Here is a 14,328-nt window from a genome sequence, read left to right as displayed (position 1 = left end):
CCATGACCGACAAATCCCGCGTTCTGATTTTCGACACCACTTTGCGCGACGGCGAACAATCGCCCGGTGCCACCATGACACATGACGAGAAGCTCGAAATCGCGATGCTGCTCGACGAAATGGGCGTGGATATCATCGAGGCCGGTTTCCCGATTGCCTCGGAAGGCGATTTCGAGGCGGTCTCCGCCATCGCCAAAGCCTCCAAAAACTCGGTGATCGCCGGGCTTTCGCGCGCCAATTACAAAGACATCGACCGCTGCTGGGAGGCGGTGAAACACGCCGCCCAACCGCGTATTCACACCTTCATCGGCACCTCTCCGCTGCATCGGGGGATCACCAACCTCGATCAAGAAGACATGCTGACCCGCATCCAAGACACCGTCGCCCATGCGCGCAACCTGTGTGACAATGTGCAATGGTCGGCGATGGATGCGATCCGTACCGAACGCGACTATCTGTGCCGCGTCGTGGAATGCGCGATCAAGGCTGGCGCCACCACGATCAACATTCCCGATACGGTGGGCTATACGCTGCCGTCTGAAAGCGCCGATATCATCGCCATGCTGATGGAAAAGGTGCCCGGCGCGGATGAGATCATTTTCGCCACCCATTGCCACAACGACCTTGGCATGGCCACGGCCAACGCTTTGGCCGCCGTCTCGGCGGGGGCGCGCCAGATCGAATGCACGATCAACGGTCTGGGCGAGCGCGCGGGCAACACCGCGCTGGAAGAGGTGGTGATGGCGATCAAGGTCCGCAAGGATCTGATGCCTTATCAGACCAGCATCGACACGACCAAGATCATGCATCTGTCGCGCCGCGTCGCGCAGGTTTCGGGCTTCCCGGTGCAATTCAACAAGGCCATCGTCGGCAAGAACGCCTTCTTGCATGAAAGCGGCATCCACCAAGATGGCGTTTTGAAAAACGTCGAAACCTTCGAGATCATGAAACCCGCCGATATTGGCATCACCGAGACCAATATCGCGATGGGCAAGCATTCGGGGCGCGCGGCGCTGCGCTCCAAACTGCAAGACCTCGGGTTTGAGCTGGCCGATAACCAGCTCAACGATGTGTTCGTGCGGTTCAAGGCGCTCGCCGACCGCAAGAAGGAAATCTATGACGATGACCTGATCGCGCTGATGACCGACAGCGCCGCGAATACCGACAGCGATTACCTTCAGGTGAAATCGCTGCGCGTGGTTTGCGGCTCCGACGGGCAAGAAGCCGATCTGAAGCTTTTGGTCGATGGCGAAGAGAAATCCGCCAGCTGCGCGGGCGATGGCCCGGTGGATGCCTGTTTCAAGGCGGTCAAGACGATTTACCCGACCAAGGCCCATCTCAAACTCTATCAGGTCCATGCGGTAACCGAAGGCACCGATGCGCAAGCCACCGTTTCCGTGCGTCTGGAGGACGAAGGGCGCATCGTCACCGGCTCCGCCGCCGACACCGATACGATCCTCGCCTCGGTCAAGGCCTACGTCGGCGCGCTGAACCGCCTGCGGGTGCGCAGCCAGAAAACCGCGCCCGATGCCGATGTGAAATCGGTCAGCTACAAGCTCTGATCTGGCTGAGAACAGACAAGGGCGCCCCAGACGGGGCGCCTTTTTCATGACTAAGGTCGATTTCGCGCACGAATTCGTGAGATGTTGCAAAACTGAAAGTCACAGCGCGATTTTACGGATTTAGCGCCATTAATGCGTTGAATAAAGACATCCGGTTTGCGGATTGCCGCCCGCCCCGACCCCGGTTTTCGGGAATCTTCTTCCCCCAAAGCACCGCTTTGCCTATACGGACGCAACACCGGGCTCGGGGGGCGAGTCGCGGACCAATCACTATGGGAACGGATTCATGGGCCTTGGCGGCATTTTCTCTTCCGATATGGCAATCGACCTCGGCACGGCGAACACGCTTGTCTATATCAAGGGCAAGGGCATCGTCCTCAATGAGCCCTCGGTGGTCGCCTATCACGTGAAAGACGGCAAGAAGCAGGTCTTGGCCGTGGGGGAAGATGCCAAGCTGATGCTGGGCCGGACACCCGGATCCATCGAAGCGATCCGCCCAATGCGCGATGGTGTCATCGCTGACTTCGACAGCGCGGAAGAGATGATCAAGCATTTCATCCGCAAGGTGCACAAGCACACCACATTCTCGAAACCGAAAATCCTTGTCTGTGTGCCCCATGGTGCGACACCGGTGGAAAAGCGCGCGATCCGACAATCGGTTTTGTCGGCGGGCGCGCGCCGCGCGGGCCTTGTGGCCGAACCCATCGCCGCGGCCATCGGTGCGGGGATGCCGATCACCGACCCCACGGGCAATATGGTCGTCGATATTGGCGGCGGCACCACCGAGGTGGCGGTTCTGAGCCTTGGCGATATTGTTTACGCACGCTCGGTGCGCGTCGGCGGCGACCGCATGGATGAGGCGATCATCTCCTACCTGCGCCGCAACATGAACCTGCTGATCGGCGAATCCACCGCCGAGCGGATCAAAACCACCATCGGCACCGCGCGCATGCCCGACGATGGCCGGGGCGCCAGCCTGTTGGTGCGCGGGCGCGACCTGCTCAACGGTGTGCCGAAGGAAATCGAGATCACCGGCGCACAAGTGGCTGAAGCGCTGGCCGAGCCGGTGCAACAAATCTGCGATGCGGTGATGCAGGCGCTGGAAACCACCCCGCCCGATCTGGCCGCCGACATCGTCGACCGGGGCGTGATGCTAACGGGTGGCGGCGCGCTTCTGGGCGAGCTGGATCTGTCCTTGCGCGAACAGACCGGCCTGTCGATCTCGATCGCCGATCAATCGCTGAATTGTGTTGCTTTGGGCACCGGCAAGGCGCTGGAATATGAAAAGCAACTGCGCCATGTGATCGACTACGACAGCTAAAGCGCGCCCGCGCCAGTTGCCGAGCCGTGAGCGGAGGGTTTCGTGGCGAAAGACCGTGACGAAGATTATGCCGGACCGTTGCGCCGCATCCTGATTGCGGTGCTGGCGCTTTTGCTGGCCGTCACATTCTTGGCGTGGCGGATCGACAGCGTGCGGGTGGAACGGCTGCGCGCCGCCTTTATCGATCGCTTCGTGCCGACCTTCGATTGGGCCATGGTGCCGGTGACCAAGGCGCTGGGCATGGTCGAAGGTTTTCAAAGCTACGCCCGGATCTACGAACAAAACCAAGAACTGCGCCGCGAATTGCAGCAGATGAAGGCCTGGAAAGAGGCCGCCGTGCAGCTTGAGCAGCAAAACGCCAAGCTTTTGGCGCAAAACCAGGTGCGGCTTGACCCCAAGCTGACCTCGGTTTCGGGGGTCGTGCTGGCCGATAGCGGCTCGCCGTTCCGGCAATCGGTGCTGCTGAATGTTGGCGCGCGCGATGGCGTTGTCGATGGCTGGGCAACCATGGACGGGCTGGGTCTTGTGGGCCGCATTTCGGGGGTGGGCAAATCCACCAGCCGGGTGGTGCTGCTGACCGATACCGCCTCGCGCGTGCCGGTGACGATCCAGCCCTCGGGGCAGCGCGCGATGCTGACGGGTGACAATTCGATGCTGCCGCCGCTCGATTTTCTCGAAAACGCCGATCTTGTGCGGCCGGGCGACCGGGTGGTGAGTTCGGGCGATGGCGGCGTGTTCCCGGCGGGGCTTTTGGTGGGCCAAGTCGTGCAGGGGCAGGATCGGCGGTTGCGGGTGATGCTGGCGGCGGATTACGAGCGGCTGGATTTCCTGCGTGTGCTGCGTTCCCACCCGGTCGAACAGATCACCGATGTCGGGCCGCTGGTCGCCCCGCCGCGCCCGCCGCAGACCGAGTTCCGGGCGGAGGACCGCGATGATTGATCCGCTGACCTCCCGCCGACTGGGGCATATGGCGCTTTACCTTGGCCTTGTGCTGCTGTTGCTGTTTTTGCGGCTTTTGCCGATCAACCCGGTCTCGACCGGGATTCCGGGGCCCGATCTGACGCTGGCGCTGACCATCGCCTGGGTGATGCGGCGCCCCGATTACCTGCCTGCGGTGCTGATCGTCGCCGTTTTTCTGCTGGAAGATCTGATGCTGTGGCGCCCGATCGGGCTTTGGCCGCTGATCGTGCTGTTGGGCACCGAGTTTCTGCGCGCGCGCGAAGAAGGCTCGCGCGATTTGCCATTCGCGCTGGAAATGTTGCTGGTGGGCGGCGTCATGGTTGCCATGCAGGTGCTGGATCGGTTTATCCTTGGCCTTCTCATGGTCGATCAACCGCCGCTGGGGCGCGAATTGCTGCGCATGCTGATGACGCTTGTCGCCTATCCCTTCGTTGTGGCGTTGTCGGCGCTGGCCTTTGGGCTGCGCCGTCCCGCCACCGGCGAGGTGGATGATTTCGGCCGACCGATCTGAGGGGGGGGCAAGATGAAGGGACTTCGCCGCCGCAACACCGCCAGCGCACAGGCCAGCCGCACCACAATCACCCGGCGCGGGCTGATGCTGGGCGCTGCCCAAGCCGCCGTGGTCGCCACTTTGGGCCTGCGGATGCGGCATATGCAATTGGAACAGGCCGATGAATACCGGATGCTGGCCGAGGGCAACTCGGTCAAGATCCGGCTGATCCCCCCGGCGCGCGGGCTGATCTATGACCGCAATGGCGTGCTTTTGGCTGGCAATGAACAAAATTACCGCGTGACCATGACGCGCGAAGACGCCGAAGACGTGGAACGCGAACTGGCCGATCTGCGCCGGTTGATCCCAATCACGGATGAAGAAGCCGAAGAGCTTTTGGACGAGTTGCGCCGCCGCCCCCCCAATGCGCCGATCACTTTGGCCGACCGGTTGAGCTGGGAGGAATTTTCCCGCGTTGCGGTGAATGCCCCCGCCCTGGCCGGGGTCACGCCCGAGGTGGGGCTGTCGCGCTTCTACCCCCATGGGCCCGATTTCGCCCATGTGGTGGGCTATGTCGGGCCGGTCTCGGATTACGACCTGTCGAAACTGGAAAACCCCGATCCGCTGCTGCGCATTCCGCGCTTCCAATTGGGTAAATCCGGGGTGGAGGCCAAGCTCGAAGACGATCTGCGCGGCACCGCGGGGCAACGCCGGGTCGAGGTCAATTCAGGCGGGCGGGAAATGCGCGAATTGGGCCGCCGCGAGGGCGAGCCGGGGACCGCGCTGCAACTGACCCTCGACACAAGGTTGCAAAATTTTGCGCTGGCCCGGCTGGGCGAAGAAAGCGCCGCCGCCGTGGTGATGGATATCACGAATGGCGATGTGCTGGCGATTTCCTCGGCCCCGTCCTTTGACCCCAACCTCTTTGTGCGCGGGATTTCCACGGCTGATTACAGGGCGCTGATGGAAGATGACCACCGCCCCTTGGCCGACAAGACGGTGCAGGGCCTTTACCCGCCGGGATCGACCTTCAAGATGGTGACGTTGCTTGCCGCGCTTGATGCCGGGGTCATCACGCCCGAGGAAACCGTGCGCTGCCCGGGCTATGTCGAATATGGCGGGCGGCGGTTCAATTGCTGGAAACGCGCGGGCCATGGGCGGCTGAATGCGTGGCAAAGTCTCGAACAAAGCTGCGACGTGTTCTACTATGAGATTTCGCAAAAAGTCGGGATTGAGGCGATCTCGGCCATGGCGCGCAAGCTTGGCATCGGTGTGCGTCATGATCTGCCGATGTCGGCGGTGGCCGAAGGCAATGCCCCGACAAAAGACTGGAAATTCTCGCGCTACGGGAAGGATTGGCTGATTGGCGACACGATCAACGCCTCGATCGGGCAAGGCTATGTGCTGGCCTCGCCGGTGCAGCTTGCGGTGATGACCGCGCGGATCGCCTCGGGTCGGGCGATCGTGCCCCGGCTGGTGCGCGCGCGTGACGGGGTCGAGGTGCCGGTGGCCGAAGCCCCCGATCTGGACCTTGACCCGGCGCATCTGGCACTGGCTCAAAAAGGCATGTGGGCGGTGGTCAACGGGGCGCATGGCACGGCGGGGCGGTCCAAGATCGTCGGCGCCGAATGGCAGATGGCAGGCAAGACGGGCACATCGCAGGTGCGCTCGGCCGTGGTGAACAACAATGCCGTGCCGTGGGAGCAACGCGACCATGCGCTGTTCGTCTGCTACGCGCCGGTCGAAAATCCGAAATATGCGGTTTCGCTGATTGTCGAACATGGCGGGGGCGGCTCGTCCACCGCCGCGCCGATTGCGCGCGATATCATGCTGTTTGCCTTGGCGGGCGGTCTGCCGCCACTGGCCGCCTATCCCTCGAGCCAGCGCGATCAGGCGCGCCGTCGGCTTGAGGCGCTGGATCTGATCGACCCCGCCATGATCGCGCCGCCCGCGCGCAGCCGGGCCTGAGGTACCGCGATGTCCTATCTTGAAAGCAACCTTAAAACCGTGCCCTCGGGGCCGACGAAGGTGCTGTTTCTGAACTGGCCGCTGATCATCTTGCTGACGGCGGTGGCCTGCGCCGGGTTCTTGATGCTTTATTCTGTTGCAGGCGGCAATCTGGAGACTTGGGCCGAACCGCAGATGAAACGCTTTGGCGTGGGCATGGCGGCGATGCTGCTGGTCGGGCTGACGCCGATCTGGTTTTGGCGCAATATCTCGGGACTGGCCTATGCCTTTGCGCTCGTGCTGTTGGTGGCGGTGGAATATTTCGGCGCCATCGGCATGGGCGCACAGCGCTGGCTGGAAATCGGGCCAATCCGCATTCAGCCCTCGGAATTGATGAAGATCGCGATCGTGATGCTGCTGGCAGCCTATTACGACTGGCTTCCGGTCGAGCGGGTCTCGCATCCGCTTTGGGTGGCGATCCCGGTGGGGCTGATCTTGCTGCCCACCTTCTTGGTTCTGGCCCAGCCCGACCTTGGCACGGCGGTGATGCTGGTTTTGGGCGGCGGCTTTGTGATGTTCGCCGCCGGGGTCAGTTTTTGGTATTTCGGCACGGTGATCGCGCTGGTGGTGGGCTTGGTCTTTGCGGTGCTCAAAAGCCGGGGCACTTCATGGCAATTGCTGCACGATTACCAATTCAAACGCATCGACACCTTCCTTGACCCCTCTGCCGACCCGCTGGGGGCGGGCTATAACATCATGCAGGCGCAAATCGCGCTTGGCTCAGGCGGCTGGTCGGGGCGTGGCTTCATGCAGGGCACGCAAAGCCATCTGAACTTCCTGCCCGAAAAGCACACCGATTTCATCTTCACCACCTTGGCCGAGGAATTCGGCTTCATCGGGGCCTTTGGGCTTTTGGTGCTGTATGTCGGCATTATTGCCTTCGCCACTTATACCGCGCTGGCCACCAAGGACCGGTTCGCCTCGCTGGTGTCACTGGGCGTGGCGGGGACGTTCTTTTTCTTCTTTGCCATCAATATGGGGATGGTGATGGGGCTGATGCCGGTCGTCGGCGTGCCGCTGCCGCTTGTCAGCTATGGCGGCACGGCGATGATGATTTTGCTGGCCGCCTTTGGCCTTGTGCAAAGCGCCCATGTCCACCGCCCCAGATAAAGGCCCGCCATGCTGAAACTTCTGTTCGCCGACCGGATCGAAAATTGGCCCGCCTATGAGCCGGCGCTAAACGCGGCGCTTGAACAGGCCGGGATCGCGGCAAAGCTCGTCTTGCCGCCCGCTGATCCGGCCAGCATCGATTACATCATCTATTCCCCGCGCGGCCCGGTGCAGGATTTTGCCGCCTATACCCGCACCAAGGCGGTGCTGAACCTGTGGGCCGGGGTGGAACGGGTGGTGGGCAACCCGACGCTGACCCAACCGCTGTGCCGCATGGTGGACGAGGGGCTGGAACGCGGCATGGTTGAATGGGTCACCGGCCATGTGCTGCGTGCGCATCTCGACATCGACTTTTTCCTGACCCACCAAGATGGCGTCTGGCGGCAAACCGGCCATGTGCCGCCCCTTGCGCGCGACCGATCCGTGGTGATCTTGGGGATCGGCGCCTTGGGCGGGGCCTGCGCCACAACATTGGCCGGGCTAGGGTTTAACGTCACCGGCTGGAGCCGCACGCAAAAGACCCTGCCCGGTGTCACCTGCCTCTCCGGCGCAACGGGGTTGCGCGACGCGCTCAGCAAGGCAGAAATCCTTGTCACCGTGCTGCCCGATACACCCGAGACAACGAATTTGCTCAATGCCGAAACGCTGGCACTGCTGCCCAAGGGCGCGGCAATTCTCAACCCTGGGCGCGGCACGCTGATCGATGATGACGCGCTTTTGGCCGCGCTGGACAGCGGCCAGATCGCCCATGCCACGCTGGATGTGTTCCGGGTGGAACCCCTGCCCCCCGCGCATCCCTATTGGGCACACCCACAGGTCACCGTCACGCCCCATATCGCAGCCGAAACCCGCCCGGCCTCCGCCGCAAGGGTGATTGCCGAAAATATCCGCCGGTTCGAAGCGGGCGAGCCGCCGCTGCATCTGGTGGATCGCAGCCGCGGCTATTAGGGCAGATAGGTCTGGATCGGCGCGACCGCCTGCCCGTCGGACCACTGCCCCATCTCAAAGGTCAAAAGATCGGCGCGCACGCCTTGCGCCACCACCTGATCAAGCCCCGCCCAAAGGTAGCTGTAATCCAGCGTATCGACGCTGCCCACACCATCCAGCAACAGCGTCGCCAGCCACGGCCGGAAAAAGCTTGTGTCATCGGTCGCCTGCTCATGGTTGGCGTAAAGCCCCGGACAGCCATGTGTATCGGTTTGCGATAGATACATTTTCTTATGCGGCGTGGCGATCCAGCCAAAGGGGGCCTGCCAATGCTCTTTCGGCACGATCCAATCTGACGCCCCATGCAATATGGCCACCGGCATCGTCAGCGCCGCACCCGTCACCTGCAAATCGACATCGCTTTGCGTGCGGGCCAGTGCCGCGCCCAGTTGCATCGGCGCCTGCGCCCGTTCCGTGGTGGTGCCGCTGGGGATCGGATCGGCGGTCACCACCTGGCGCGGGATCAATTCCGCCGGATAGCCCCCCGCCTGCACATACCAAGGCCAACTGAGCGCAAAAAGTCCGCCCAGCGAATGCCCGTAAACATAGGTATCCACCGCCGCGCCGGGGCCGAAACCGCATTGCGCATAGGCCCCGGACACGCTTTGCAGCGCATTGTGCAACCATTTTTCCTGTGACGGGCGGCCCTCGCCAATCACCTCATCCAAAAGCTCGGCCAAGGTCATCAGCCCGCTATCGGGAAAGGCGCAAAAGCCGGTCTGGAAATTCGGAAAGAAAACGGTCGTGCCCTGTTTCACCAAATGCTCCAGATGCGCGCGGTAAATCTGCGACGCGCCCAGAACGAAGCCATGCAAAAAGATCACCGCCCGCTGCCGCCCCTGCGCATCGCGCCACGGCGTGTCGGGGCGGTATACCTCGATATAGCTGCCCTGCTGGCATTGCCCGAACCGCTCAACCGTGAAGGTTTCAGAGATATAGTCATAATGTGGTGCAGCGGGGGGCTTGGGCCGCCAGCGCCCGAACAGGCGGCATAGCGTGGCCTCTTTATAGGCGGCAAGGGTCGTGCGCAGAATGCTGGCAATCTGGGACATGGCGCGGGCCTCTTTCGCTAGGGGTTCCCCATGAAATGCGGCCCAAGTGCAGCGGGTCAAGCAGAAGTTGCGCGCCACACCTGACGCACAACCCTAGGTAAAGGCTGTAACCCAGATTAAAGCTGCGGCGTCTGCACGCCCAATTGCGCGCAAAGCTTGGCAAAGGGCGTCTCCAGCCCGACCCAATCTGCGCCGCGCGCGGCAAAAAGCGTGGCTTGGGATTGGTGGATCAAACCGTCGGACAGAATTTTCAAATGGTTCGCCCGCAGGGTCTCGCCCGAAGAGGTGATATCGGCCACCGCCTCGGCGGTCAGGTTTTTCACCGTGCCCTCGGTCGCGCCTTGGCTATCGACCGATTGCCAATCCGCCACGCCTTCGCGCGTCAGGAATTCGCGCAGAAGCCGATGATATTTCGTGGCGATCCGCAACCGATGGCCATGGGTGGCACGAAATGCATGGGCCGCGGCATCCAAATCTTCAAGCGTGTCGACATCCGCCCAACAGGCGGGCACGGCAATGATCAAATCGGCATGGCCAAAGCCCATCGGGGCCAAAGCCGCAACCTGCGTTTCCCAATCGGCCAATTTCTCGCGCACAAGGTCCGACCCGGTGACGCCCAAATGGATGCGCCCGGCCGCCAATTCGCGCGGAATTTCGCCCGCGGACAAAAGCACCAGTTCGACCTGTTCCGCCCCTTCGACCGCGCCCGCATATTCGCGTTCAGATCCGGTGCGGCGCAGCGTCAGCCCACGGTCGGCAAACCAGCCAAAGCATTGCTCCATCAGCCGCCCCTTGGAGGGCACGCCCAGCTTGATCGCGCTCATGACAGGCCCCCCAGATCGGCGACGAGGCCGGGGCGGATGACCCCGCCCACCGCCGGAATTTCGCGCCCGCCGCCCAACACGCGGGTCAGCGCATCATAGCGCCCGCCCGAGGCAACGGGAGGCAGCGCCGGATCGGCGGCCTCAAAGCTAAAGACGAAACCGTCGTAATATTCCATCGTTGCGCGACCGTGGCTTGCCTCAAAGGCGAGCGCAGTCAGGTCGATGCCTTTAGCATCAAGCGCCGAGAGGCGTTTTTCGAGCCGCGCGATGGCCGGGGCCAGTGCCGCAATGCCCAGATCGGCCAGCATCGCCGGGGCGCGATCTGCGGTGCAGCGCAGCGCAAACAGCGCATCAAGCCGGGCCACATCGTCTGCACCAATCGGCGCGCATTCCGCATCGGCTTTCAGCGTTTCGATCCGTGCGGCCATTTCCGCGGGCGCGCGCAGGCCGATCCACGGTGCATCGCTTTGCACCGCCCCAGACAAAAGCGCGGCCCGGCTTTCGGGCACTGCGCTTAGCCCCGCATAGCGTTGCAAAAGCTGATGGAACCGCTTGGGCCGCCAAATATGGCGGGCCAGCGCGGCTTTGCGCGCGGGCAGGGTATCAAGCCCCTCGACCGCCGCGCGCAAAAGGCCAATGTCCCCGATCGTCGCCACCAGATCGAGCGGCTTTAAAACGGTGGCAAAAAGCGCAAAGACCTCGGCATCGGCGGCATCCGGGTCGGTACGGTCAAAGACCTCGTAGCCCGCTTGGAAATATTCGGCCACGCGCGCGGTGCCGCGATGATCTTGGCGCCGGAACACTTCGCCCATATAGGCGTAGCGCGCGGGTTCTGCGCCTTCGGCCATATGCGCCTGCACCACCGGCACGGTGAAATCGGGGCGCAACATCATTTCACCCTGCAACGGATCGGCCGTGACATAGGCGCGGGCGCGAATATCCTCGCCATAAAGGTCCAAAAGCGCCTCGGCGGGCTGCAAGATATCCGGCATAACCTCGACGGCGCCGGCCGCCTCAAACGCGGCCAGAATTTGCCGCGCCACAGCCCGCGATTGCGCTTTTCCGGCCATCAATTGCCCCCGTTGCGGGCAAGAATTTCTTGCACTTTTGCAACCATTTCAGCCCGCGACACCTCGAATTGTGCCGGTTGGGATTTCCATTCTTCAACCGAAGCGGAAGCGGCGATTTTCGCGCCCAAGACCAGATCCTTGATCTGCACCACGCCGCGTTCCGCCTCGTCGCCGCCTTGGATCACCGCGACCGGGCTCTGCCGTTTGTCGGCATATTTAAGCTGGTTGCCGAAGTTTTTCGGGTTGCCCAAATAGACCTCGGCCCGGATGCCCGCGCGGCGCAGCTCCGAGGCCATGGCAAGGTAATCGCCCATCCGGTCTCGGTCCATCACCGTCACCACAACCGGGCCCGCCGCCTCGCCGCCAATCCGGCCCTTGGCGCGCAGCGCGGCCAAAAGCCGGTCCACCCCGATCGACACGCCCGTGGCCGGCACTTCTTGCCCGGTGAAGCGTTTGACAAGGTCATCATAGCGCCCGCCACCCGCGACCGAACCAAAGGAGCGCTTGCGGCCCTTTTCATCCAAAATTTCAAAGGTCAGTTCGGCTTCGAACACCGGCCCGGTGTAATACCCCAAGCCACGCACGACAGATGGATCGATTACGATCCGGTCCGGGCCATAGCCTTGGGCCTCAAGGATTTGCGCAATATATTCCAGCTCATCCACGCCCTGCGCACCCAGATCAGAGCCTGCCACCAATTCGCGCAACCGCGCCGCAGTTTCCGCGCCCGTGTCGCGTTTGGCGTTCATGAAGCCCATCACCACATCGGCTTGCGCCTCGCTCAGCCCCGCGCCCTTGGTGAAATCGCCCGAGGCATCCATCCGCCCCGCGCCCATCAGCGCGCGCACGCCTTCTTCGCCGAATTTGTCGAACTTATCGATCGCGCGCAAAACGATGCCGCGTTCCGCGGCAAATCTCTCGGGGTCGGTCGGGTCCAAAACGCCCGCCACTTCCATCACGCCGTTCAACACCTTGCGATTGTTGACCCGCACGATGTAATCGCCGCGCTCAATCCCCACGGCTTCCAATGCGTCCGCCAACATGCCGCAAATCTCGGCATCCGCGGCCACGGACGACGCGCCAACCGTATCTGCATCGCATTGGTAAAACTGCCGAAACCGCCCCGGACCGGGCTTTTCGTTGCGCCAAACCGGGCCCATCGTATAGCGCCGATAGGGCGAAGGCAGATCATTGCGGAACTGCGCCGCGACACGGGCCAAGGGGGCGGTCATGTCATAGCGCAGCGCCAGCCAGTCGCCGCCCTCATCTTGCCAGGCAAAGACCCCCTCGTTCGGGCGATCCACATCGGGCAGGAACTTGCCCAACGCCTCGACCGTTTCCACCGCCGAAGTTTCGAGCGCCTCGAACCCATGCGCGCGATAGACCTCGGCGATCGTCGACAGCATCTGTGCCCGCTCGGTCACCTCCGCACCGAAATAATCGCGGAACCCTTTCGGGGTCTCGGCGCGGGGGCGGCGAGGTTTCTTGTCCTTGGCCATGGTCTTCACCCGTTGATTTCCTGCGCGAGGGTCTAGCGGGTAAAGGCCAGACGGGCAAGCGGCGCCGTAATCGCCGCGGGTTTGCGCATTGTCTCGTCGCGCGGTTCGCCCCTGGGTTCGGGCGTGGCATATCGGCGTGCAGCACGCTATGACAGAGAGCAAGGAGGCCCCAACATGGCGCAAGATACGACAGCTTTGGAAGAGATGCTCGCCCATCAGGCCAAGATGCTGGATGAATTGAGCGAGGTGGTGGCACGGCAAGGCCGCGAATTGGACCGGCTGACGCGGCTGACGGGCCTGTTGATGGAGCGCGAGGCGGAACGCGAATTCACCGCAGGCGGGCAGTTTCCGCTGGCCGATCAAAAGCCGCCGCATTGGTGATGCGCCGCATCCTGTGGGCAAGCGCGGGCGGCATCGCGCTTTTGCAGGCTTTGTTTGGCCTTGCCACGCTTGTCTGGCCCGCGGGAATGCGGCTGGAAGCCTTGGTCGAACGGATCCTGATCTGGCAGGCCGCGCCGCTGTGGTTTGCGCAAATCTTTCCGGGCCTGCCGATCCTTGTGGCGCTGTTTTGGCGTGCGCGCAGCGGCTTGGTGCGCGTGCTGTTGGTGCTTAGCCTGGCCGCGGCACTGGCACTGCCCTTCACGCTCATGGCTGAGATGGCACTTTTGCACCAGATGCTTTTGGACACTGTCGCGCCCAATGGGGCGCTGCGTTTGCTGGGGCTGGCGCGGTGGGCCGATGCCGTGCTGGGGCTTGTGGCGCTGATTGCCTTGCGCTTGGCCGCGCGCGCCGAGGCGCTGGATGCGCCCCCCTTGCGGCAAGCTGACGCGCCACGCTAGAAGGCGGCGATGCGCCGCCTGATCGAGACACATTCTGCCCCCCTGCATTGGCCCAGCGTCGCGCTGACGCTGGCTTTTGGCACCGCCGGGGGTTTTGCCGCCAAGGCCGTGCATCTGCCCCTGCCGATGCTGGTGGGCTCGCTTCTGGCGGTGGGGACGGCGGCATTGATCGGGCTGAAACCGCTGCGGCGCACGGTGCAATTTCCGGTGCACTTGCGGCTATTTTTCATTCCGGTGATCGGCGTGGCCATTGGTGCCTCGTTCACGCCCGAGATTTTGCGCGGCGCGGTGGATTGGCTGCCCTCGCTTGCCGCCTTGTGCCTGTTTATTCCGCTGGCGCATTACCTTAGCTTTCGTGCCTTGCGCCGAACCGGAACGCTGGACCCGGTGACCGCCTTTTTCGGGGCCGCCCCCGGCGGGCTGATCGAAACGGTGCAGATGGGCGAGGAAATGGGCGGCGATGCGCGCATGCTGACGATGCTGCAATTTCTGCGCCTGATCACCACGCTGATTGCCGTTCCCTTGTTCTTTACCGCAGTCACTGGACATGCCGTCGGCTCGGCGGGCGGGGCCAGCCGAGCCGACGGCATGTCCAGTGACTGCGGTA

The 14,328-nt window shown here is 63.0% G+C and carries 14 protein-coding genes; 10 read left to right on the top strand and 4 right to left on the bottom strand.

What is annotated here, in order from left to right; genetic code table 11:
• Positions 1-2 precede the first annotated feature (2 nt).
• The 7 genes from CKO11_RS07510 to CKO11_RS07480 all read left to right on the top strand — a co-directional run bounded on the left by CKO11_RS07510 (position 3) and on the right by CKO11_RS07480 (position 8,398).
• Complete coding sequence (locus tag CKO11_RS07510) at positions 3-1,562, top strand: 2-isopropylmalate synthase (protein ID WP_223635636.1); 1,560 nt, start codon at positions 3-5, stop codon at positions 1,560-1,562.
• A 286-nt stretch (positions 1,563-1,848) separates the two neighbouring features.
• On the top strand, positions 1,849-2,883 hold the full coding sequence (locus CKO11_RS07505) for a rod shape-determining protein (protein WP_223635632.1): 1,035 nt from the start codon (positions 1,849-1,851) through the stop codon (positions 2,881-2,883).
• 42 nt (positions 2,884-2,925) lie between these two features.
• Positions 2,926-3,822, top strand: a complete 897-nt coding sequence (mreC, locus tag CKO11_RS07500; RefSeq protein WP_223635629.1) for a rod shape-determining protein MreC — start codon at positions 2,926-2,928, stop codon at positions 3,820-3,822.
• Positions 3,815-4,354, top strand: a complete 540-nt coding sequence (locus CKO11_RS07495; protein WP_223635626.1) for a rod shape-determining protein MreD — start codon at positions 3,815-3,817, stop codon at positions 4,352-4,354. The genes mreC and CKO11_RS07495 overlap by 8 nt, the downstream gene beginning before the upstream one ends.
• Positions 4,355-4,366: 12 nt before the next feature.
• Entirely contained in the window at positions 4,367-6,301 is a 1,935-nt protein-coding gene (gene mrdA / locus CKO11_RS07490; RefSeq protein WP_223635623.1) for a penicillin-binding protein 2, read from the top strand.
• Positions 6,302-6,310: 9 nt separating this feature from the next.
• Positions 6,311-7,450, top strand: coding sequence for a rod shape-determining protein RodA (rodA, locus tag CKO11_RS07485; protein WP_223635620.1), 1,140 nt, complete (start codon positions 6,311-6,313; stop codon positions 7,448-7,450).
• A gap of 9 nt (positions 7,451-7,459) precedes the next feature.
• On the top strand, positions 7,460-8,398 hold the full coding sequence (locus tag CKO11_RS07480) for a 2-hydroxyacid dehydrogenase (protein ID WP_223635616.1): 939 nt from the start codon (positions 7,460-7,462) through the stop codon (positions 8,396-8,398).
• Here the strand turns inward: CKO11_RS07480 and CKO11_RS07475 are convergent.
• The 4 genes from CKO11_RS07475 to hisS form a co-directional block, all read right to left on the bottom strand.
• Entirely contained in the window at positions 8,395-9,489 is a 1,095-nt protein-coding gene (locus CKO11_RS07475) for an alpha/beta hydrolase (protein WP_223635613.1), read from the bottom strand. The two genes, CKO11_RS07480 and CKO11_RS07475, sit on opposite strands and share 4 nt — an antisense overlap.
• A gap of 116 nt (positions 9,490-9,605) precedes the next feature.
• Positions 9,606-10,313 carry an ATP phosphoribosyltransferase gene (hisG, locus tag CKO11_RS07470; protein WP_223635610.1) on the bottom strand — a complete coding sequence of 236 codons (708 nt, stop codon included), beginning with the start codon at positions 10,311-10,313 and terminating at the stop codon, positions 9,606-9,608.
• Positions 10,310-11,383 carry an ATP phosphoribosyltransferase regulatory subunit gene (locus CKO11_RS07465; RefSeq protein WP_223635589.1) on the bottom strand — a complete coding sequence of 358 codons (1,074 nt, stop codon included), beginning with the start codon at positions 11,381-11,383 and terminating at the stop codon, positions 10,310-10,312. The genes hisG and CKO11_RS07465 overlap by 4 nt, the downstream gene beginning before the upstream one ends.
• Positions 11,383-12,882, bottom strand: coding sequence for a histidine--tRNA ligase (hisS, locus tag CKO11_RS07460; protein ID WP_223635586.1), 1,500 nt, complete (start codon positions 12,880-12,882; stop codon positions 11,383-11,385). Before hisS ends, CKO11_RS07465 begins: the two co-directional genes overlap by 1 nt.
• A 174-nt stretch (positions 12,883-13,056) precedes the next feature.
• Between hisS and CKO11_RS07455 the strand changes: the two genes are divergently transcribed.
• The 3 genes from CKO11_RS07455 to CKO11_RS07445 form a co-directional block, all read left to right on the top strand.
• Positions 13,057-13,263, top strand: coding sequence for a SlyX family protein (locus CKO11_RS07455; RefSeq protein WP_223635584.1), 207 nt, complete (start codon positions 13,057-13,059; stop codon positions 13,261-13,263).
• Positions 13,263-13,721, top strand: a complete 459-nt coding sequence (locus CKO11_RS07450; protein ID WP_223635581.1) for a hypothetical protein — start codon at positions 13,263-13,265, stop codon at positions 13,719-13,721. Before CKO11_RS07455 ends, CKO11_RS07450 begins: the two co-directional genes overlap by 1 nt.
• Positions 13,722-13,730: 9 nt before the next feature.
• A partial coding sequence (locus tag CKO11_RS07445; protein WP_223635578.1) for an AbrB family transcriptional regulator occupies positions 13,731-14,328 on the top strand: 598 nt, incomplete at its 3' end.

The sequence above is a fragment of the Rhodobacter sp. TJ_12 genome, assembly GCF_020023995.1.
GTDB lineage: Bacteria > Pseudomonadota > Alphaproteobacteria > Rhodobacterales > Rhodobacteraceae > Rhodobacter.
The sequence above is the reverse complement of the archived record's forward strand: the minus strand, read 5'-3'. Positions and strand labels throughout refer to the sequence as shown.

Coding starts and splice junctions, on each gene's coding strand:
- CKO11_RS07510 (WP_223635636.1), top strand. CDS start 3: ATGACCGACAAATCCCGCGTTCTGATTTTCGACACCACTTTGCGCGAC.
- CKO11_RS07505 (WP_223635632.1), top strand. CDS start 1,849: ATGGGCCTTGGCGGCATTTTCTCTTCCGATATGGCAATCGACCTCGGC.
- CKO11_RS07495 (WP_223635626.1), top strand. CDS start 3,815: ATGATTGATCCGCTGACCTCCCGCCGACTGGGGCATATGGCGCTTTAC.
- mrdA (WP_223635623.1), top strand. CDS start 4,367: ATGAAGGGACTTCGCCGCCGCAACACCGCCAGCGCACAGGCCAGCCGC.
- rodA (WP_223635620.1), top strand. CDS start 6,311: ATGTCCTATCTTGAAAGCAACCTTAAAACCGTGCCCTCGGGGCCGACG.
- CKO11_RS07480 (WP_223635616.1), top strand. CDS start 7,460: ATGCTGAAACTTCTGTTCGCCGACCGGATCGAAAATTGGCCCGCCTAT.
- CKO11_RS07475 (WP_223635613.1), bottom strand. CDS start 9,489: ATGTCCCAGATTGCCAGCATTCTGCGCACGACCCTTGCCGCCTATAAA.
- hisG (WP_223635610.1), bottom strand. CDS start 10,313: ATGAGCGCGATCAAGCTGGGCGTGCCCTCCAAGGGGCGGCTGATGGAG.
- CKO11_RS07465 (WP_223635589.1), bottom strand. CDS start 11,383: ATGGCCGGAAAAGCGCAATCGCGGGCTGTGGCGCGGCAAATTCTGGCC.
- hisS (WP_223635586.1), bottom strand. CDS start 12,882: ATGGCCAAGGACAAGAAACCTCGCCGCCCCCGCGCCGAGACCCCGAAA.
- CKO11_RS07455 (WP_223635584.1), top strand. CDS start 13,057: ATGGCGCAAGATACGACAGCTTTGGAAGAGATGCTCGCCCATCAGGCC.
- CKO11_RS07450 (WP_223635581.1), top strand. CDS start 13,263: ATGCGCCGCATCCTGTGGGCAAGCGCGGGCGGCATCGCGCTTTTGCAG.